General features: G+C 64.3%; 14 protein-coding genes. 4 read left to right on the plus strand and 10 right to left on the minus strand.

The genetic code is table 11. The features are described from left to right. Nucleotides 1–20: 20 nt before the first annotated feature. The 5 genes from eno to KB879_RS22725 all read right to left on the minus strand — a co-directional run bounded on the left by eno (nucleotide 21) and on the right by KB879_RS22725 (nucleotide 6628). Entirely contained in the window at nucleotides 21–1307 is a 1287-nt protein-coding gene (gene eno, locus KB879_RS22705) for a phosphopyruvate hydratase (protein WP_211979802.1), read from the minus strand. A 10-nt stretch (nucleotides 1308–1317) separates the two neighbouring features. Beyond that, entirely contained in the window at nucleotides 1318–2736 is a 1419-nt protein-coding gene (pyk, locus tag KB879_RS22710) for a pyruvate kinase (protein ID WP_211979803.1), read from the minus strand. Beyond that, a complete protein-coding gene (locus KB879_RS22715) occupies nucleotides 2733–3983 on the minus strand; it encodes a glycerate kinase (RefSeq protein ID WP_211982269.1) in 1251 nt (416 codons plus the stop codon). Before KB879_RS22715 ends, pyk begins: the two co-directional genes overlap by 4 nt. A 51-nt stretch (nucleotides 3984–4034) precedes the next feature. Continuing rightward, nucleotides 4035–5390: a dicarboxylate/amino acid:cation symporter gene (locus KB879_RS22720; RefSeq protein WP_013957029.1), complete on the minus strand. Its 1356-nt coding sequence runs from the start codon at nucleotides 5388–5390 to the stop codon at nucleotides 4035–4037. 149 nt (nucleotides 5391–5539) lie between these two features. Next, on the minus strand, nucleotides 5540–6628 hold the full coding sequence (locus KB879_RS22725; protein ID WP_013957030.1) for a tartrate dehydrogenase: 1089 nt from the start codon (nucleotides 6626–6628) through the stop codon (nucleotides 5540–5542). 113 nt (nucleotides 6629–6741) lie between these two features. Here KB879_RS22725 and KB879_RS22730 point away from each other — a divergent pair, with 113 nt between their 5' ends. Continuing rightward, on the plus strand, nucleotides 6742–7665 hold the full coding sequence (locus KB879_RS22730; protein ID WP_211979804.1) for a LysR family transcriptional regulator: 924 nt from the start codon (nucleotides 6742–6744) through the stop codon (nucleotides 7663–7665). A gap of 47 nt (nucleotides 7666–7712) precedes the next feature. Here KB879_RS22730 and KB879_RS22735 read toward each other — a convergent pair whose 3' ends face one another. The 5 genes from KB879_RS22735 to KB879_RS22755 all read right to left on the minus strand — a co-directional run bounded on the left by KB879_RS22735 (nucleotide 7713) and on the right by KB879_RS22755 (nucleotide 15679). After that, entirely contained in the window at nucleotides 7713–8378 is a 666-nt protein-coding gene (locus KB879_RS22735; protein WP_211979805.1) for a response regulator transcription factor, read from the minus strand. Further along, a complete protein-coding gene (locus tag KB879_RS22740; protein WP_211979806.1) occupies nucleotides 8359–10029 on the minus strand; it encodes an MASE1 domain-containing protein in 1671 nt (556 codons plus the stop codon). Before KB879_RS22740 ends, KB879_RS22735 begins: the two co-directional genes overlap by 20 nt. Before the next feature lie 834 nt (nucleotides 10030–10863). Then, a complete protein-coding gene (locus KB879_RS22745; protein ID WP_211979807.1) occupies nucleotides 10864–13803 on the minus strand; it encodes an HD domain-containing phosphohydrolase in 2940 nt (979 codons plus the stop codon). 239 nt (nucleotides 13804–14042) lie between these two features. Next, complete coding sequence (locus KB879_RS22750) at nucleotides 14043–15062, minus strand: hypothetical protein (protein WP_041227960.1); 1020 nt, start codon at nucleotides 15060–15062, stop codon at nucleotides 14043–14045. A gap of 29 nt (nucleotides 15063–15091) precedes the next feature. After that, nucleotides 15092–15679, minus strand: a complete 588-nt coding sequence (locus tag KB879_RS22755; RefSeq protein ID WP_153954628.1) for a hypothetical protein — start codon at nucleotides 15677–15679, stop codon at nucleotides 15092–15094. A 207-nt stretch (nucleotides 15680–15886) separates the two neighbouring features. Between KB879_RS22755 and KB879_RS22760 the strand changes: the two genes are divergently transcribed. From KB879_RS22760 to KB879_RS22770, 3 genes are all read left to right on the plus strand, one after another. After that, nucleotides 15887–16834, plus strand: coding sequence for a lactate dehydrogenase (locus KB879_RS22760; RefSeq protein WP_153954629.1), 948 nt, complete (start codon nucleotides 15887–15889; stop codon nucleotides 16832–16834). A gap of 54 nt (nucleotides 16835–16888) precedes the next feature. Continuing rightward, entirely contained in the window at nucleotides 16889–18367 is a 1479-nt protein-coding gene (locus tag KB879_RS22765) for a DASS family sodium-coupled anion symporter (RefSeq protein ID WP_211979808.1), read from the plus strand. A gap of 246 nt (nucleotides 18368–18613) precedes the next feature. Then, nucleotides 18614–18892, plus strand: coding sequence for a hypothetical protein (locus KB879_RS22770; protein ID WP_013957039.1), 279 nt, complete (start codon nucleotides 18614–18616; stop codon nucleotides 18890–18892). Nucleotides 18893–18960 lie beyond the last annotated feature (68 nt).

Here is an 18960-nt window from a genome sequence, read left to right on the forward strand (position 1 = left end):
AGCTTCGGCGGGTTGACGCTCTAATTCACCTGCGAAATTGCCTGCCTTCCCGCAAATGTGGCCGCGCACCCCAGCTCGGCCTCAATAAACAGCAGCCGGTTGTACTTGGCCACGCGGTCGGAGCGGCTCAGCGAGCCGGTCTTGATCTGCGTGGCCGCGGTGCATACGCTCAGGTCGGCGATGGTGGTGTCTTCCGTCTCGCCGGAGCGGTGCGACATCACCGATGCGTAGCCGGCCCGCTCCGCCACCGTGATGGCCTGCAGGGTCTCGGTCAGCGTGCCGATCTGGTTCGGCTTGATCAGGATGGCGTTGGCCACGCCTTGCGCGATGCCTTCCTCGAGGATCGCGGCATTGGTCACGAACAGGTCGTCGCCCACCAGCTGCACGCGCCCGCCCAGGCGCTCGGTCAGCAGACGCCACCCTTGCCAGTCCTGCTCCGCCATGCCGTCCTCGATGGTGACGATGGGGTACTGGCGCACCCAGCTGTCCAGCAGGTCGACAAAGCCGTGCGCGTCATAGCTGCAGCCTTCCGACTGCAAGGCATAGCGGCCGCCGTAATAGAACTCGGAGCTGGCTACGTCCAGGCCCAGTGCAATGTCACGGCCGGGCCGGAAGCCGGCGGCTTCGATGGCCTGCATGATGACCTCGAGCGCATGCTCGTTCGACGCCAGGTCCGGCGCGAATCCGCCTTCATCGCCCACCGCCGTGGCTAAGCCGCGCGCCTTCAGCACGCCCTTGAGCGTATGGAACACTTCCGCGCCCCAGCGCAATGCCTCGGAGAAGCTTGGCGCGCCAACCGGCAGGATCATGAACTCCTGCATATCGACGCTGTTGTCGGCATGCGCACCACCGTTGACGATATTCATCATCGGCAGCGGCAGGCGGTTCTCTGTCCTCCCGGCGCCAACCGACCGGTACAGCGGCAAGCCGGCCGAAGCCGCTGCCGCCTTGGCGCTGGCCAGCGAAACGGCCAGCAGCGCATTGGCGCCAAGGCGCGACTTCTCTGGCGTTCCATCGAGGCGGATCAGGCAGGCATCCACCTCAGCCTGGTCCGCGGCGTCCAGGCCGTTGAGCGCTCGCGCGATATCGACGTTGACGTGCTGCACCGCCTTCTGCACCCCCTTGCCGAAATAGCGTCGCTTGTCGCCGTCACGCAGTTCCAGCGCTTCACGCGATCCCGTGGATGCGCCGGACGGCGTGGCAGCGAAGCCCTCCGCGCCATCGGCCAGCACGACCTGGGCCGCCACCGTCGGGTTGCCCCGGGAATCGAGCAGCTCGTAGCCGCGGATTTCCCTGATTGCAGTCATGTAGATCCCCTTACTGGACCTGCGCGATGCGCAGCAGGTTGGTGGTGCCGGCCACGGTGAACGGCAGGCCGGCCGAGATGACGATCTGCTGCCCGGCCACGCCGAACTGCTCTTTCAGCACGGTGCGGCTGGCCAGCTCGGTCATCTCCAGCACATCGACCACTTCATGACAGAGCACCGCATGCACGCCCCAGGCCAGCGCCAGCCGGCGCGCAGTGGCCACGCGCGGCGTCATGCCCAGGATCGGCACTTCGGGCCGTTCGCGCGCCATGCGCAGCGCGGAGTAGCCTGAGCTGGTGTAGGTGACCGCGGCAGGCACGCGCAGCAGGTTCGCCACGTGCCGGACGGCATAGCCAATGGCGTCGGCGGCTTCCGCGCGCGGCTCCGAATGCGAGGCCTGGATGGCTTCGTGGTAGTGCGGGTCCGCTTCGGTGCGCGTGATGATGCTGTCCATCATCTGCACGGCCTCGACCGGATAGCTGCCCGAGGCCGATTCGGCGGACAGCATCACGGCGTCGGCGCCGTCGTAGATGGCGGTCGCCACATCGGAGGCCTCCGCGCGCGTCGGCACCGGCGCGCTGACCATCGACTCCAGCATCTGGGTGGCAACGATCACCGGCTTGCCGGCCTTGCGGCAGGCGCGCACGATGCGCTTCTGCAGCGACGGCACCTGTTCCGCCGGCATTTCAACGCCCAGGTCGCCGCGTGCGACCATGACCGCATCCGACGCCGCCACGATCGCTTCCAGGCTCTGGATGGCTGCGGGCTTCTCCAGCTTGGCGACAATGCCGGCGCGGCCGTCCACGATCTGCCTGATCTCTTCGATATCCTCGGCGCGCTGCACGAACGACAGCGCAATCCAGTCCACGCCCAGCGACAGGCCAAAGTCCAGGTCGCACCGGTCCTTCCCGGTCATCGCCGACAGGGGCAGCACCACGCCCGGCACGTTGACGCCCTTGCGGTCGGACAGCGTGCCGCCGTTGATCACGGTGGTTTCGGCGTACTCCGGACCGCCCCGCTCCACGCGCAGGCGCACGCGCCCATCGTCGACCAGCAGTTCCGCGCCCGGCTGCAGCGCCGCGAAGATCTCCGGATGCGGCAGGCTGACCCGCTCCACCGAGCCCGGCACGCTGGCATCCAGGTCCAGCCGGAATGCCGCCTGTGCGGCCAGCTTCACCGGGCCATCGGCAAAGGTGCCGATGCGCAGCTTGGGTCCTTGCAGGTCCAGCAGCACGCCGATGGGGCGGCCGCGCTCCTGCTCGATGGCGCGGATGCTGTGCAGCCGCTGCTCGTGGTCGGCATGGGTGCCGTGGCTGAAGTTGAGCCGGAACACATCGGCACCGGCGTCAAACAGGCGCTCGATGGTGGCCGGGTCTGTACTGGCGGGACCGAGCGTGGCCACGATCTTGGCGTTGCGAATGCGTCTCATGCGGATGCTCCAGATGCGCGCGTCAGCAAGATCGCGCGAAAGTCGTTGACATTGGTCAGCGTGGGACCGGTAACTACGGCATCCCCCAGCGCCTCGAAAAATCCATGGCCGTCGTTGGCGGCCAGCGCATCCTGCGGGCGCAGGCCGGCGCGCCAGGCACGTTCCAGCGTGTCGGGGCCGAGCACGGCCCCTGCGATCTCTTCCTGGCCGTCGACACCATCGGTGTCGCCCGCGATCGCATGAATGCCGGGTTCGCCGCGCAGCGTCAGCGCCAGCGACAACAGGAACTCCACGTTCCTGCCGCCCCTGCCCGCGCCGCGCACGGTGACCGTGGTCTCGCCACCGGACAGCAGCACGCACGGCGCAGCAAACGGCTGGCCATGCCTGGCGGCTTCCAGCGCGATACCGCCCAGGACCTTGCCGACATCGCGGGCTTCGCCTTCGATGGCGTCGCCCAACGTGTGCACGGCATAGCCGGCCTCGCGGCCCACCTGCGCAGCCGCTTCCAGCGCCAGCCGGGGCGTGGCGATGAACTCGGTGCGGATGCGCGGCAAGCGCGGGTCGCCGGGCTTGAGCGTCTCTGCGGCGTCGGACGCCAGCACTGCCATCACGTTGGGCGGCAGGTCGATCGCATACCGTTTGACGATGGCCAGCGCATCGGCGCGCGTGGTCGGGTCAGGCACGGTCGGACCCGAGGCGATATCGATCGGGTCATCGCCCGGCACATCGGAAATCAGCAGGTTCAGCACCCGCGCCGGATAGCAGGCCGCGGCCAGCCGGCCGCCCTTGATGGCGGACAGGTGCCGGCGCACGCAATTCATCTCCGAAATCGTGGCGCCGGACTTGAGCAGCGCGCGATTGACGCGTTGCTTGTCGTCAAGCGTGATGCCGGCAAGCGGCAGTGGCAGCAGCGACGACCCGCCGCCCGAGACCAGGCAGATCACCAGGTCGTCCTCGCCCAGGCCCGCCACCAGCTCCAGCATGCGCTGCGAAGCGGCCAGCCCGGCGTCGTCCGGCACGGGGTGCGCGGCCTCCACGATCTCGATGCGCGAACACGGCACCGCATAGCCGTAGCGGGTGACGACCAGGCCTTCAAGCGGGCCGGGCCATGCCGCCTCCAGCGCGTTCGCCATGGCCGCCGACGCTTTGCCGGCCCCAATGACAACGGTGCGTCCGCGCGGCGGCGGCGGCAGGTGCCGCGCCAGGGTCCTGGCAGGCTGCGCGGCGGCGACCGCCGCTTCGAACATGCGCTGCAGCAGCACGGTGGGCTCGGAATATGGCTTGGTCACGTCGGCCCCTTAGTGCATCAGATTGGCGTGGGCATCCGCCGCGGCGGCGATGCGTGCGCGTAGCGGGGTTTCATCCCGGCTCGCCGGCACCGCATCGGCTTCGTCATCGAGCTTGCCGTCCAGTGCATCGGCCAGTTGCCGGCGGTCCACCGCCCCCACCCATCGTGCAATGGCCAGTGTGCCCACGGCATTGCCGATCGTGTTGGTGATGGCACGCGCCTCGGACATGAAGCGATCGACACCGAGCAGCAGCACCATGCCGGCAACCGGGATCTTGCCCAGCGACGCCAGCGTTGCCGCCAGCGTGATAAAGCCGGAGCCGGTCACGCCCGCCGAACCCTTGGAGGTCAGCAGCAGCACGCCAAGCACCACCAGTTGGTCCGTCATGGTCAGCGGCGTATTGGTCGCCTGGGCCACGAAGATCGCGGCCATGGTGTAGTAGATGCACTGCCCGTCCGGGTTGAAGGTCAGGCCGGAAGGCACCACCAGCCCCACCACTGGCTTGCTGACGCCGGCGTTTTCCAGCTTGCGCATCAGCTGCGGCACCACCGACTCCGACGAGCTGGTGCCGAGCACGGTGAACAGCTCATCGCGGATGTACTTCAGGAACTTCCACAGGCTGAATCCGGACAGCCGGGCCACGCCCCCCAGCACGATCACCACGAACAGGAAGCAGGTGATGTACATCGTGCCCATCAGCTTGCCCAGCGAGACCACCGAGCCCAGGCCGTATTTGCCCACGGTAAAGGCCATGGCGCCGAACGCCGCGATCGGCGCCAGCCGCATAATCATCCCCACGACAGTGAAGATGCCGTGCGTAAAGGAATCCAGGAAATCCACCACCGGCCTGGCGCGCGCCCCGATATGCGACAACGCAATGCCGAACAACGTGGCAAAGACCAGGATCTGTAGGATGTCGTTCTTGGCCAGCGCGTCGACGATGCTGGTCGGCACCAGGTTCATCATAAAGTCGATGAACGTGTGCGGTTTCTCCGCGGCATGCGTGTAGCTGGCGATGGCCTTGGTGTCCAGGTGCGCCGGATCGATATTCATGCCATGGCCCGGCTGGACCACGTTGACGACGACTAGGCCCAGGGCCAGCGCAAACGTCGACAACACCTCAAAGTAGATCAGGGCCCGCACGCCGACGCGGCCGAGCTCCTTCATGTTCTCCATGCGCGCGATGCCGAGCACCACCGTCGCAAAGATGATGGGCGCGAACACCATCTTGATCAGCTTGATGAACACGTCGCCAAGCGGCTTCAGGTCACTCGCGATATCGGGCGCCCACACGCCCAGGGCAACGCCGGCGCCAACGCCTAGCAATACCTGGACATAGAGCTTGCCAAGCAGCCTATGAATCATTGCTGTCTCCTGCTGTGTCTTTAAGGCAAAGCGCTCCCCGGCGCAGCTCTCAACGGCTGCTCCTCATGCCCGGAAGGCTGTACGGGCCGTGCAGGCCCGCAGGATGCGCCCCGGCCTGGCCGGGACGCGCGGCTGGCGTGGCCTGGCGCTCAGGCCGCCTTCGCCTGCTTGCCGGCGGCGAGGAGGTCGCACACGGCCTTGGTCACTTCAGCGGTGGTCGCCTTGCCGCCCAGGTCGCCGGTATGCAGCGCCGGGTTGGCGGTCACGGCTTCGACGGCCTGCATCACGCGCTGCGCCGCCTCGTTCTCGCCAAGGTGTTCCAGCAGCATGACCACCGACCAGAAGGTGCCGACCGGGTTGGCCAGGCCTTTACCCATGATGTCAAAGGCCGAGCCGTGGATCGGCTCGAACATCGACGGATACCGGCGCTCCGGATCGATATTGCCGGTCGGGGCGATGCCCAGGCTGCCGGCCAGCGCCGCGGCCAAGTCGCTCAGGATGTCGGCATGCAGGTTGGTGGCGACGATGGTGTCCAGCGACGCCGGACGGTTCACCATACGCGCCGTGGCCGCATCGACCAGTTCCTTGTCCCAGGTGACGTCCGGGAATTCCCTGGCCACCTGCACAGCAACTTCGTCCCACATCACCATGGCGTGGCGCTGCGCGTTGGACTTGGTGATCACCGTCAGCAGCTTGCGGGGACGCGACTGGGCCAGCTTGAAGGCAAAGCGCAGGATGCGCTCCACCCCCACGCGGGTCATCATGCTGACGTCGGTGGCTGCCTCGATCGGGTGGCCCTGGTGCACGCGGCCGCCCACGCCCGAGTATTCGCCTTCCGAGTTCTCACGCACGATCACCCAGTTCAGGTCCTCCGCGGCACAGCGCTTGAGCGGCGCATCGATGCCGGGCAGGATGCGCGTCGGGCGCACGTTGGCGTACTGGTCGAAGCCCTGGCAGATCTTCAGGCGCAGGCCCCACAGGGTGATGTGATCCGGGATATGCGGGTCGCCGGCCGAGCCGAACAGGATGGCATCCTTGTCGCGCAGCGCGTCCAGGCCGTCGGCCGGCATCATCACGCCGTGCTGGCGATAGTAGTCGCCGCCCCAGTCGAAGTCTTCGAATTCAAAGCGGAAGCCTGCGCCGGCAGACGCCAGTGCCTCCATCACTTCACGGCCGGCCGGCACCACCTCCTTGCCAATGCCATCGCCGGGGATCGTTGCAATGCGGTACGTCTTCATCTGTGTCTCCTGGTCTGAATCGCGTTGAGTACGTGGAGCGGATTCTGGGCCGTGGACAAGGTATTGGATCGCTTGTAGAGTTAAACCATTCTTAACCTGAAATTAAAGATGGAATGGCTTCATCGTCCGGTATTCAGCCTTCCGAGCTGGGCTTTTTCACATCAGTCGCCACCGCAGGCAGCCTGAGCGCGGCCGCACGCGGCCTCGGAATCACAACGGCCGCGGTCAGCAAGCGGCTGGCGCAGATGGAGGCGCGCATCGGCATGCCGCTGGTGACGCGCACCACGCGGCGCATGAGCCTGACGCCGGAGGGCGAGGTCTATCTGGAGCACGCACGGCGCATCCTCAGCGACATCGACGACCTGGACCAGATCCTGACCCGCTCAAAGGGCCGGCCGAGCGGCCTCTTGCGGGTCAATGCCACGCTGGGGTTCGGGCGCATGCATGTGGCGCCAGTGATTTCCGAGTATGTCGCTGCCTACCCGGAGGTGGACGTCCAGCTCCAGCTCTCCGCCGACCCGCCGCCGCTGACCGAAGACGCCTTCGACGTCTGCATCCGCTTCGGCCAGCCGCCCGACGCCCGCATCGTGGCCAGGAAGCTGGCGCCGAACCGACGCCTGCTGTGCGCCTCGCCCAAATACCTGCGCAGCCACGGCACGCCGCATACGCCCGCGGACCTGCGCCTGCATAACTGCATCGGCATCCGCCAAGGCAGCGACGCCTATGGCGTATGGCGCCTGACCTCAGGCAAGGGGGCGAAGGCGCGGACCGAATCGGTCCATGTGCGCGGCAACCTCACCACCAATGACGGCGAAATCGCGGTGAACTGGGCGCTGGAAGGCCACGGCATCGTGATGCGCGCCGAGTGGGATATCGAGCGATTCCTGCGCAGCGGGCGCCTGGTGCAGGTACTGCCTCAATACGCGACGCCGGAGGCAGACATCTACGCCGTCTACCAGCAGCGGCACCAGCTGTCGTCCCGGATCCGGCTGTTCGTGGAGTTCCTGGCGGCGAAGTTCAGTGAGTTTGGGAAGTAGCGGCGACAAGCAGTCAAGCGTTCACGCAGGCGAAAAAAGCTCAACGCCTATTGGCTCTCGATCCACTGAATCGCGAAGCGCATCAGCTCCTTGCCGTTGGGAATATCCAGCTTTTCCTTGATGTTGGCCTGATGTGCCTCGATGGTCTTGACGCTGCGATTCAGCTTCGCGGCGATCTGGCGGGTGCTGAAGCCGAGTCCGATCAGGTGCAGGACTTCGAACTCCCGTTCCGAAAGGCTCGCGATCGAGCCCGTCGGGTTTTTTTGAGGAGCCTTCAGGGCCCGCGCCAGCTTTTCATGCATGGCGGCGCTCAGGTAGACATTGCCTGCCATCACCTCGCGGATGGCGTTCACAATATGCTCCGTGGCCTCAAGTTTCATCAGATACCCGTTGGCGCCTGCCCGCAGTGCGCGTTCGGCAAACAGCGTTTCGTCATGCATGCTGAGGACAAGGATTGCCAGCTTTGGATAGTGTTGCCGAAGCGTCTTGACAAGATCCAGGCCGGAATTCGAGTGCAGGCTGAGGTCCACAATGGCCATGTCAGGCTGGCAGGTCATCAACGCCAGCGCATCTTCGGCACTACCGGCCGCACAGCAGACGTGCAGGTCCTCATGCAGATTCAGCATTTGGCTTAACCCCTCCCGGATGATGGGGTGGTCATCCACGATCAGGATCTGGGTCGCGCGGCCCGGGCTAGATGGCTGCTGTTGCATGGCCCGGACTCTCTGGTATCGGATAGCTGATGGCAACCGTGGTGCCACCCAGAGCATTGCGGGTGATCGTGCAGGAGCCGCCCAGGAGGCTTGCCCGGTGACGCAGGTTGTGAAGACCCAGCCCCGAAGCACGCTCCATTTTTTCCGGGTCGACCCCCACCCCATCGTCACTGATGGAAAGGCGCTGCATTCCGCCTTCGCGCTCGAGGTCGATCCCGATGTGGTGTCCCTGGCTATATTTCAGCGCATTATTCACGGCTTCCTGTGCTGCACGGTAAAGGTTGATCTGCATCGGCGGATCCAGCATGTCCACGTCTGACCCGATGCGCAGCGTGCAGTCTATGCCGTCCAGTGCGCAGGTCGTCTGCGCCAGGCCTTGCAGTGCGACCGCAAGGCCACCCGATTCCATGGCGACCGGGTCCAGGCCATGGGCAATCTTGCGAGTCATCAAGGACGCCTGCTTCACCAGTCCGACGATGGTAGCCGCGTCCGCGGCAGCCGGGTGGCCATGCTTCTGCAGTGTTTGATTCAAGGTGGCGCAGTAGAAGCCCAGGCTGGTGAGGTGCTGCCCGAGGCCGTCATGCAGTTCCCGGCCGATGAGCCTCTGCTGCTGATCGCCGATCCGGATCAGTTCCGCTTCCAGCAGACGACGACGCGCCATCTCCTGCTTCAGCTCATGGTTTGCCCGCTCCAGGTCCCGGGTTCGCTCCTGCACGCGCCGCTCCAGTTCGATGTGGGATGCCTGCAGCAGGCGATGAACGCGCTTCTCCTGGGCATGTGCCGCCACCAGCAGCAGCCCGGTTACTGCCACGACGTTCGCGAAGGCGCACCATCTCACAAGGCTATCCACTGGAGACTCGGCGGCAAAGGGACCGGTGCCGTTCGTGGTGCCCCAGATGGCCACGATCGAGACCATCAGAGTTGCGAAGGTGGTGCCCAGATGATCGAAGCGCAGAGCCGCCCAGATAATGAACGGAAGAATCGCCAAGGCTGAAGGATAGTAGCCGTGCCCGGCAAGTTCGGGAGCGCCGAAGATGAGGAAACTTGCCCAGAGGATGGCAACGGCCAGTCCGCACGCTTCCACGGCCTGCTTTGCGGAGTGCACAGGGCCAGGACTCGCAAGCAAGCTGAGCAGGGGCGGCGCCACCACCAGCACCCCCATCATGTCACCGAGCCACCATTCCAGGACTGCTTTGCCGTACTCGGAAGCCGACACCCGGCCCGCTCCAAAGAGGGCGGTCGCGCCAATCAGGGCACTCACTGCCGTGCTGACCGCCGCAGCCAGGATGACGAAGGCCAACACGTCCCTGATGCGGTCGAGGGTGATCTGGAATCGGGCCACGCGCGTCAACAACAACGTGGCCGTCAGGGCTGCAGCCGTCGCGCCGAAGCCAATCAGCGCGGCCATTGGCAGTGGCACGCCGACCGACATATTGGCAAGAAAGGAGCCAATGGCAATTCCGGGGGCGGCTGCGAAGCCCATGACAAGGAGCGCAACGAGGGCGATGCCGCTGGAAGGCCACACCAGAGACACTGCACCGCCCACTACTGCATAAGCCAGTCCCAGCCTTGCACTTGCGAAATACGCCAAAGCGACAAATCCGGTATAGACGAAAAGTCTGAGCCTTAAGTTGCGCGGGATAATAAACATTGTTCGCTTCAAATCCTCGGGAACAGACACTGTCACAGCCAGTCATTTCTATCGTTAAGCGGAATGACGACACTCTTGCGAAAGTGAATGTTCCATGCAGCTGCGGCAAATCACGAGCCTGCACCGAATCGATGCAAGGTGAAGTTCTGCAAAACCATGGTGCCGCAACACTACTATGAATCTACTTCAGAACTCCCCCGCGCGGTAAGCGTGGCCGGACGGATTCGATCGCCACCGTGCAGTAATGCAGGGTGAGTCTTCCCTGCCGACCGGCTAGGGCAATCCCCTAGCCTCTTTTCGGAAAAAAGCCTTATTCATATGCTTGCTGTCAGGGCCTACATTTCATTGCACTTGTGCGAAGTTGCGACCCTCAAGCTGAAGCGAAAGAAGAATCGTTTCGGTGTTTTTGCAACGACCTGAAATGGAGGTAAGAAAAATGATAAAGACAGTCATACTGCTCGCTGCGGCGAGTGCGGCGCTTAGTGCCGGAATTGCCTATGCCGGCATCGGGGCGCGGGATGTCTACACTGACGGCGCCAGCACGATGGGGCCGCGAGACCCATATTCCGATGGGGGGAAGACCACAAAATTTGACGTCTATTCAGATGGGGCGAAAGTCACGGATAGACGCGACGCGTTCACCGATGGCGCATGAATCACCAACCGCGATCGACTCGTTGGCGACAGCATGTAAGGAATTACAGAAAAAAGTCCCCTGAAAAAATACGTGTCCGGCACTCAGCCTCCTCGGCCATAAACCAGCAACTCCCCCGAGGCACAGCCTCGGGGGATTTTTATTGCAGGGAGCGGAGTGGCATCGCTCAAGCAGATCAGTCATGTTTCAGCGCTCCCGCGCGTCGTGCTTCGCACACCGTATCGTGCAATGTCAACCTCGTCGATCTGGTCAGCGTGCATGAACCGTTGCGCATACTGCTTATAGACACCGGATGCCAGGAACAGCTGGAACAGTTCGGGATCGATATGGTGCTGTGCCGCGGCCACTGACATGATATGGACCGACTCGGACAGCGTCTTGGCTTTCTTGTACGGTCGATCCGCCGCAGTCAGCGCTTCAAAGATATCCGCGACCGCCAGCATTCTGGCGAGCGGACTCATATCCTCTTGACGCAGCTGGCGCGGGTATCCGGTTCCATCCATCTTCTCGTGATGGCTGCCGGCAATCTCCGGCACCTGGCGCAAATGCTTGGGGAACGGCAAACGCGACAGCATGATCTGCGTCTGGACGATGTGGTCTTCGATCTTGAAGCGCTCTTCTTCGCAGAGCGTACCCCGTCCCACCATCAGGTTGTGCAGTTCGCCCCGGTGGTACAGATAGGCTGGCGTGTTCCGCTTGAATCCCCACGGATTGCCAGCGGCAATCGTATCGTGCACGCTCCGCGGCACCAGGTGTTCCGGTTTGTCCGCCAACAGCGGCTCTTGCGCGGGCAGTGCCGCAGCGGGTATGCCGGCTTTGCGCGCGCGCTCGTCCGGGGACAGGCCGATGCGGTCGTCCAGCGTTCGGGTCCAGGTGCGTGCGGCAATCCGGCGCAGCCGTTCTTTGCGGCCTGCATCCATGGATTCACCACCCTGGTTGCATTCGGCGACGAAGGCGAAGTCGTCATCCAGTTCCTGCAGCGTCGTGTCTCGCCTCGAGATGGCGTCAGCGGCGTCCTCCCCCGCGGCGATACCGCGCAGGCAGCGGATCTCGGCTTCGCGCTTCAGGACTTCAAAGCGCATGCGCACCTCGTGGAGCCTGTCGTACAGCGTTTCCAGCTTCGTTGCCTTGTCGATGATGTACTCGGGGGTCGTCACCTTTCCACAATCATGCAGCCATGCTGCAACGTGCAAGGCTTCCCACTGCGCCTCGCTCATGGAAAACGACTGAAAGGGACCTTCCCTGGCATCGCATGCCGCCTGAGCCAGCATCCTGGCCAGCTCTGGCACCCGGGAGCAATGGCCACCGGTGTGCGGGCTTTTTGCATCAATCGCATCCGCCAGCAAGCGGATGAACGCGTTGAACAGCTCGCGCTGGGCATTGGTGAGCTCCCGAACCTCAATCGCCCCGGCGTAGAGACTGGCCAATGTGCTCACGAAGGCAAGCTGGGCGGCTTCCATCGGCGTCTCGCGCAGCACGAGGATGAGTCCCTGAAGCTCGTGTTGCCGATTGACCAGCGGCATCGCGACGGCGTGATTCACTTCGCCCAGGGACAACGCCCCCAATGCAGCGGACTGGAGTTCGTCCTTCGTCAGGCAGCCGCTTTGCGGGCTGCCTTCACTGGCAGCGGTGCGGATCAGCGGCAAGGCCTGGCCAAGCGATAGCCGCGACAGACCCGGTGTCATGTCATTGCCGTAGCAATCCTGCGCGGCAACCACTGCGAGATCATCGCCATCAGCCAGATAGAAGATACCGGCCTTTCCTTCAGCCTCGTTCAGCGTCTTTTTCAGCAGTACAGGCAATAGCTGCTCGAGGCGCCCTTCGGCAGCGATGGCCTGCACGATGATGAGAAAGCGCCTGATGGTCTGTCTCATTTGTTCGGTGGCGCTGCTGAGCGCATTGACCTCCCTGATTTGGGTCTGTACCGACAATGGATGATGAAAGTCGAAATGGCGAATCCCTTCCAGCCCTTCTGACAAGACGTCCAACGGCCTGGCAATGCGGCGCGACACCAACCAGAGCAATGGCATGCAAAGCAGGACGATGCCAACCGTGACGGCTATTCCTATCCACGCCTGGTATCTTGCATCCGCCAGCAGTTCGTCCTCGGGTACGGCAGACAACAGGAAAAGCGGCTTGCCTTTCGGAGCGGGAATCGGGTCTGTCGTCGTGTACCAGGTTACCCCGTCCACGGACAACGTCTCGCGCCTGGGGGCGCCCCCGCTGGATGACATGGCCGATGCCAGCGCGGTGAGTATCGGAATGCCATACGCGCCCGCAGCCGCGTGAAGATCGGCCTGGGCGACGTCGGGCGCCGTTGAAGATTCGGGCAGCCTGCTGTCTATGCCCAGCACTTTGCCACGGCTATCAAGCAGCGCCAGCATCGTGCTCGCAGTGGCCTTCTTCCTTGCCAGCATCTGCCCAAGGAAGTCCAGCCGGAAATCGCCCCCCACTACGGCTCTGCGCTCGGGTGTACGTGAGGCAAAGGTGCTGCCGGCTTCCCGGTCCGAGAAAAAGAGGTACGGATCCGTTCGCACCAGCGCCTCAGAAGCCATGGCGGCCTGGTACCATGCGCGCGCCCTGGGGTCGAACCGGCGCGCAAAGTCCGTGTCGTCAACTGTCGAGAGGTGAGCCAGATCGGCATCAAAGAAACTGGTCTGCCCGGTGGGCGCCGTACCGCTGCGTTCGACACTGCGAACGGCATAGGCGGCCGTGGCTGGCGCCTTGAAAATGGCCCGGTCCGAGTCCTGGCGCAAGGATCGAACATAGAAAAACGCGCCGTCCGCATAGCCTATGTAGAGCGACTGCAGCGCAGGTGCGTTCTCCAGTGCATCGCGCACCAGGCCGAGTCGCGCCATGCGGGCTTGAAGGGTCCGGGCCTCCGCAAGAGAGCTATGGCTGACCAGCTTGACGGCGATTTGCGCGGGCGCCAGCAACTCGTCGACCTCATCAAGCATCTGCTGGCTGATCCTGCGTGTAGTGTCGGCAGTGGCAGCCTCCAACGCTGCCTTCGTCATCAGGTAGTTGATGCCGCACGACAAGGCGCCGACAAGAAAGACCAGCGAGCCAAACAGCACCCACAGGTACTGATGCAGCGGAAGAGCTCTTGGCAATCGCATACGACCCTCCAGGGGAGACTGTCTGCGCGATGCGTGCGAATCGCTGCAAACTATGGCCCTGAAGCTTCGAATGCGTTTGCCTGTGCGTCAAGCCACACCTGGCTGTGTGCACCAATTCGGTGGGGAAAAGTGCACACAAGGATGCATTTGCGCGTTCGTGCCTGGATAAGAACGGCGTAGTGCGGGCAAAAGCCGGACGCGGCCAGACAACTCCGCGCCTGCTCGTCGCCGCCGCGCTTTCACAGCAGGCGCTCCGCCTCCTCGATCAGGGCGGTGGGCGACAGCATGTCGCCACGCGCGAAACGCACCAGTTCGACGGATCGCACCAGCGGCGGATCGCCCGGGACGTGGGCAGTGAGCAGGTCGATGTCGTATGCCGGCCCCGCGCTGTCCGTCGCGAGCAGCACGTTCATGGCACTAAGCCGCAAATGTCTTTGCTCGATGGAAAAGCAGGAGCGTGCGTCCGCCAGGACCTCAGCCAGACATTCCAGTTGACGGTCAAGCGCCCCGGTTTCGGGGCCGAGCTGCGCAAGTTCCTGCTCGTTCGCGGCAATCTGCCCGCTCAGGTTGGCCTGCTCGCCGGGACTTGCGTCGGCATCGCCGCCGAGCACCGAACGCATGCCGGTGCCTTGCTGCTGGAGCAGGCGCAGGCGCGCCACCAGCAGCGCCTGCTCGCGCGCGAGAACGTCGCGGCGTGACTTGCCGGCAGCGAAACGGGCGAGACCCTCCATGCTGAACTGATCGAACATGCGCCGCACAATTTCCTCGCGCAGCGCGGCCTCGCTGCGAGCGATGATCCTGACCTTATGATCGCCGAAACTGACGGTGGTTTGCGGCACTTCCGTGCGCATGACATCGCCTTCCAGCGCAACCCCGAGCGTGCGCCGCTCGGTCATCGCCATCCCCAGCACTGCAAACGCCTGCGGCGTATCGGGCGACTGTTCGAAGAACGCTCGCAGATCAGGAGAACGGCTGAAGGCCAGCTGCACGTCACGCGGCGTGCCGAAGAAGGCGTGAATATAGGGATCGTCACCCCATGCCTGCATGCTGGCCTCCCGCGGCGCGGGAAGACCCTGGACCAGTTCGCGCACGTAGTCCTGCGCTTGCTCGAGCGCAGGCCGAAGCCGCTGCTGGTAGCGTGATACCAGACGCAAGCGCGGATAGATCCGGGTCACGCGCTCGGTCAGCTCGGCAATCTCTTGCCTGTCGTGCGCGTGGACTTGCGCTTTGCGCCGGCGCAACCACCCCAGAAAACCCATCGGCATGCTCCCACCCGGCGCCGCCTTACTCAGCGGGCATGCTTGGGCGTGACGGAAATGGCAAGGGCTTCGGTGTAGACGGCCTGCACCTGGTCACCGCGTCGAACCGCCTTCAGTTGCTTCGGATCCTCGACATGCACGTCCACCGTCTTGCCTCTTGGCCCTTTGAGCGTCACCATGCCGGTCTTGGCGTTGACGGCCACCACGTCGGCAGTCACCGTCACCTCGCGCCCGACCATGCCGCCGGGCTTGGCGCCAGGAGCGGCCCGGTCGGCGGTCTCGCGTTCGGTGCTGGAGCGCATGCCACTCTGCCTGGCGAGGGTCACTGACAAGGCCTGCGTGTACTCGACCGTGACCATGTCGCCCACGCGGAGCTGCTCGAAGTTGCGCACGTCCTCGCCGACCTGTACGTCCGTGACCTTGCCCTGCTTGTTCTTGAGCGAAATGGTGCGCGTGGCGGCATCGATGGCCACCACCGTGGCGGTCGCCTTGACCGTGCCGGTGGTCTTGGTAGCCCCCACGCCCGACACCGTGTCCACGCGAGTCTCGGGCTGTGCCAGCACCGGAAGAGTTGCCGCGGCAAGTACCGCCGCCACGATTAGCTTGCTGGGATGCATGACTTACTCCTCGAGCCCCGTCTGTGGCATACCGTCGTTCGGCGGCGTCGGCACAACGCTGGCGCTTCTACCGAAAAGATCTATAAACCATAGCATACGAACGGTTATTCGCCTGCCCCGCGCCCGTCACTCCACATTTGCGTTGGCACTCACGGACTGGGCCCTAATTCAGGTATACGACTATCCAGGCACGTGGGAGGCATGCCAATGCATCAACCCAAGATTGTCGTGGTCGGCGCAGGACTGGTTGGCGGCTCGGCGGCCCTGTTTGCGGCCGTGGCCATCCCGAGCGCGGAGGTGGTCATCATCGATGTTGCCCGAATCCGGGCCGAAGGGCAGGCGCTGGACCTCGCCCACTCCGCCGCATTCTGGGGAAACAATCGTTTCTATGCGGGCGACTACGAGAACGCGCGCGACGCGGACGTCGTCGTCATCACTGCCGGCGTCGGCGTGAAGCCGGGGCAGACTCGCCTGGACCTGGCCAAGACCAATGCGGGCATCGCGGCGGAAATCGTGGATCGCATTGCGCCCCTGGCGCCGGATGCCATCTACGTCATCGCGACCAACCCCTGCGATGTGTTGGCTGGCGTCGTTTTTGACCGCCTGCGCTGCGCGCGGGAGCGCGTCATCAGCACAGGCACCTCTCTCGACACAGGACGGCTGCGATCGCTTCTGTCCGAGCGGCTGGGCGTCGTGGCGCCGGGGATTCACGCCTACGTTGTCGGCGAACACGGCGAATCCGCGGTCATCGCATGGTCGGGTGCAACGGTCTGCGGCATGCCCCTCGAAACCTTCCTGTCCAGGACCGGCAAGGAGCTGGGGCCAGCCAGCCGCGATCTGATCCTGCGCTCCGTGCACGAGGCGGCCAAGCTCATCAAGGAAGGCAAGGGCGCCACCCACTATGGCATCGCCAGTGCGATCGGGCGAATCTGCCAGGCCATCGTGCATAACGCCGACCTGATTCTCACGGTTGGCATCGTACATCCCGAAGTCGAAGGCGTGCCAGAGGTGTGCGTGTCGCTGCCGATGGTGGTCAATGGCGGCGGAGCGCAGTTGCTGGCTTACCCGGAACTCAACCCCACCGAGCGCGAGAGCCTGCGGCGCAGCGCGCGCATCGTCAAGGAGGCGACCGACAGCGTGCTGCAGGACCGGTAGGGACATCGCGCACGCTCCGGAGTACCGAACCACGCCGCCGCCAGGAGGCTGATCATGGATGTATCGCCCGCCAAGGCTCCACCGCCTGCAAGCTCCCCGGCCGCGAAACCAGCGGCCCCCGCTGGGCATCTCAAAGATCTCTGGAGATTTCTAGTCCCGGTGGGAATCGGCATCGTCCTCTGGTTCCTGCCGGCGCCGGCCGGCCTGGAGGTGAAGGCGTGGCACATGTTCGCGGTATTTGTCGCCACCATCGCCGGCATCATGACCGCCCCCCTGCCCATGGCCGCCGTCGCCATCATCGGCGCCACGGCAGGCGTGCTTGCTGGTGTCGTGTCCTTTGCCGACGTCACCAAATCCACGGGCACCGACCTGGTCTGGCTGGTGATGCTCGCCTTCTTCATTTCCCGAGGCGTCATCAAGACCGGGCTGGGGCGCCGCATTGCCCTGCTGTTCATGCGCCTGCTGGGCAAGCGAACCGTGGGACTTGGTTATGGGCTGGCCCTGACCGAACTCATGATCTCGCCCGCCATGCCAAGCATCACCGCCCGCGCCGGCGGGGTGATGCTGCCGATTACCAAGGCGATAGCGGAAGTCCTCGGCAGCCATGCCGATGACCCGGATTCCCGCGGCAAGGTGGGAAGCTATCTGATCCTCTGCGCCTTCCACGCGAACATCATTACCGCAGGCATGTTCATCACGGCGATGGCTGGCAATCCCCTTGCGGTCAGGCTGGCCGCGGATCAGGGCGTCTCGATCAGCTGGCTCGACTGGGCGGTGGCCGCATCGGTTCCCGGCCTGGTGTGCCTGGCCATCATTCCGGTCGCCATGCTGTGGATTGTCCAGCCGCAGATCCGCCAGACACCCGATGCAACGGCCCTGGCCCAACGGGAACTCGTCGCCCTGGGCCCCATCTCCGCCAAGGAAATTATCATGGCGGCAATTTTCCTTGGCTTGCTGGTGCTCTGGATTTTCGGTGAGGACCTGGCCATCGGCGCAACGCTGGCGGCGGCTCTCGGCGTCTCGCTGCTGTTCATCACCGGCGTGCTGACCTGGGACGATGCCCTGAACGAGAAGTCCGCCTGGGACACCATGATCTGGATCGGTCTGCTGATCATGCTGGCCTCCAAGCTCAATGAGTACGGCATGGTCTCCTGGTTCGGCAAGGAGTTCGGGGCGCACCTCGAGGGCTTCCACAGGCTGGCCGTCTATATGCTGGTGGCGGCGATCTATTGCTACATTCACTACTTCTTCGCCAGCGCCACGGCACATATCAGCGCGCTCTTCCCCCTGTCCATGGCGCTGATGGTCGCGGCCGGCATCCCGCCTTTCACCGCGGCGGTCGCCCTGGGCGTCCTGAGCAATGTCAACGGTTGCCTGACCCAATATGGCATCGGCTCCGGACCGGTCATGTTCGGCGCGGGCTACGTCACCCAGGGGGAATGGTGGAAGGCTGGCTTTCTGATGAGCCTTATCTACATGTTCGTCTGGCTGGTGATCGGCCCGCTTTGGTGGCAGTTCCTCGGGCACGTCTGACACCGCACCGGGCAGGAAAATGGGCCAGCCCCCCCTGATCGGGGATGGCTCCGGACGGCATCAAGTGCGCACCATGCAGCACTTTTATCCATTCCTTGATTGTTGGAACAACTCGCGCCAATCATGCATCCCTACCCGACTGCCGGCGTCGCTAACAATAGCTTACATACACGGACATCCGGTTGAATTACCCTCCGCTGCCTGAACCTTGCCCGCCCGGGCCCACCACACGGAAAACAGCCACATATGAAGAAGATCCACGCGTACCCCCTGATGGCAATGGCCATGCTGACTACCGCCTCGGGGGCCGCCTTTGCGCAGCATGTCGTGGGGGGAATGGGCGAGGAAGTCAGGATCGGCGCGTTCGCCGGTCCGACGCACGGCACCGACAGCAATCGCGGCATGCCCACCGGGCGCAGGTTCAATACGGCAAAGCCAGGCAGGCAAGCCGCCGACCCGCGTAGCGCACGCCCGATCAACGCGCGCGGAGCTGCACCCACGCTCCCCGGCAAGCATTTGCCATAGCCGCGCGCCTGCGTTCGCGATCATCCTGGATCGCCGACGCGACAACCGGCGCGCCCACGCTGCCCGCG

Source organism: Cupriavidus sp. KK10 (assembly GCF_018223725.1).
GTDB classification, from domain to species: domain Bacteria; phylum Pseudomonadota; class Gammaproteobacteria; order Burkholderiales; family Burkholderiaceae; genus Cupriavidus; species Cupriavidus necator.

What these genes read in the sequence shown, in the direction of transcription:
- KB879_RS22725 (WP_013957030.1), bottom strand. Translation starts at nt 6,628, where the DNA reads ATGAAGACGTACCGCATTGCAACGATCCCCGGCGATGGCATTGGCAAG.
- KB879_RS22715 (WP_211982269.1), bottom strand. Translation starts at nt 3,983, where the DNA reads ATGTTCGAAGCGGCGGTCGCCGCCGCGCAGCCTGCCAGGACCCTGGCG.
- KB879_RS22760 (WP_153954629.1), top strand. Translation starts at nt 15,887, where the DNA reads ATGCATCAACCCAAGATTGTCGTGGTCGGCGCAGGACTGGTTGGCGGC.
- KB879_RS22730 (WP_211979804.1), top strand. Translation starts at nt 6,742, where the DNA reads ATGGCTTCATCGTCCGGTATTCAGCCTTCCGAGCTGGGCTTTTTCACA.
- KB879_RS22770 (WP_013957039.1), top strand. Translation starts at nt 18,614, where the DNA reads ATGAAGAAGATCCACGCGTACCCCCTGATGGCAATGGCCATGCTGACT.
- KB879_RS22750 (WP_041227960.1), bottom strand. Translation starts at nt 15,062, where the DNA reads ATGGGTTTTCTGGGGTGGTTGCGCCGGCGCAAAGCGCAAGTCCACGCG.
- eno (WP_211979802.1), bottom strand. Translation starts at nt 1,307, where the DNA reads ATGACTGCAATCAGGGAAATCCGCGGCTACGAGCTGCTCGATTCCCGG.
- KB879_RS22720 (WP_013957029.1), bottom strand. Translation starts at nt 5,390, where the DNA reads ATGATTCATAGGCTGCTTGGCAAGCTCTATGTCCAGGTATTGCTAGGC.
- KB879_RS22745 (WP_211979807.1), bottom strand. Translation starts at nt 13,803, where the DNA reads ATGCGATTGCCAAGAGCTCTTCCGCTGCATCAGTACCTGTGGGTGCTG.
- KB879_RS22765 (WP_211979808.1), top strand. Translation starts at nt 16,889, where the DNA reads ATGGATGTATCGCCCGCCAAGGCTCCACCGCCTGCAAGCTCCCCGGCC.
- KB879_RS22740 (WP_211979806.1), bottom strand. Translation starts at nt 10,029, where the DNA reads ATGTTTATTATCCCGCGCAACTTAAGGCTCAGACTTTTCGTCTATACC.
- KB879_RS22735 (WP_211979805.1), bottom strand. Translation starts at nt 8,378, where the DNA reads ATGCAACAGCAGCCATCTAGCCCGGGCCGCGCGACCCAGATCCTGATC.
- pyk (WP_211979803.1), bottom strand. Translation starts at nt 2,736, where the DNA reads ATGAGACGCATTCGCAACGCCAAGATCGTGGCCACGCTCGGTCCCGCC.
- KB879_RS22755 (WP_153954628.1), bottom strand. Translation starts at nt 15,679, where the DNA reads ATGCATCCCAGCAAGCTAATCGTGGCGGCGGTACTTGCCGCGGCAACT.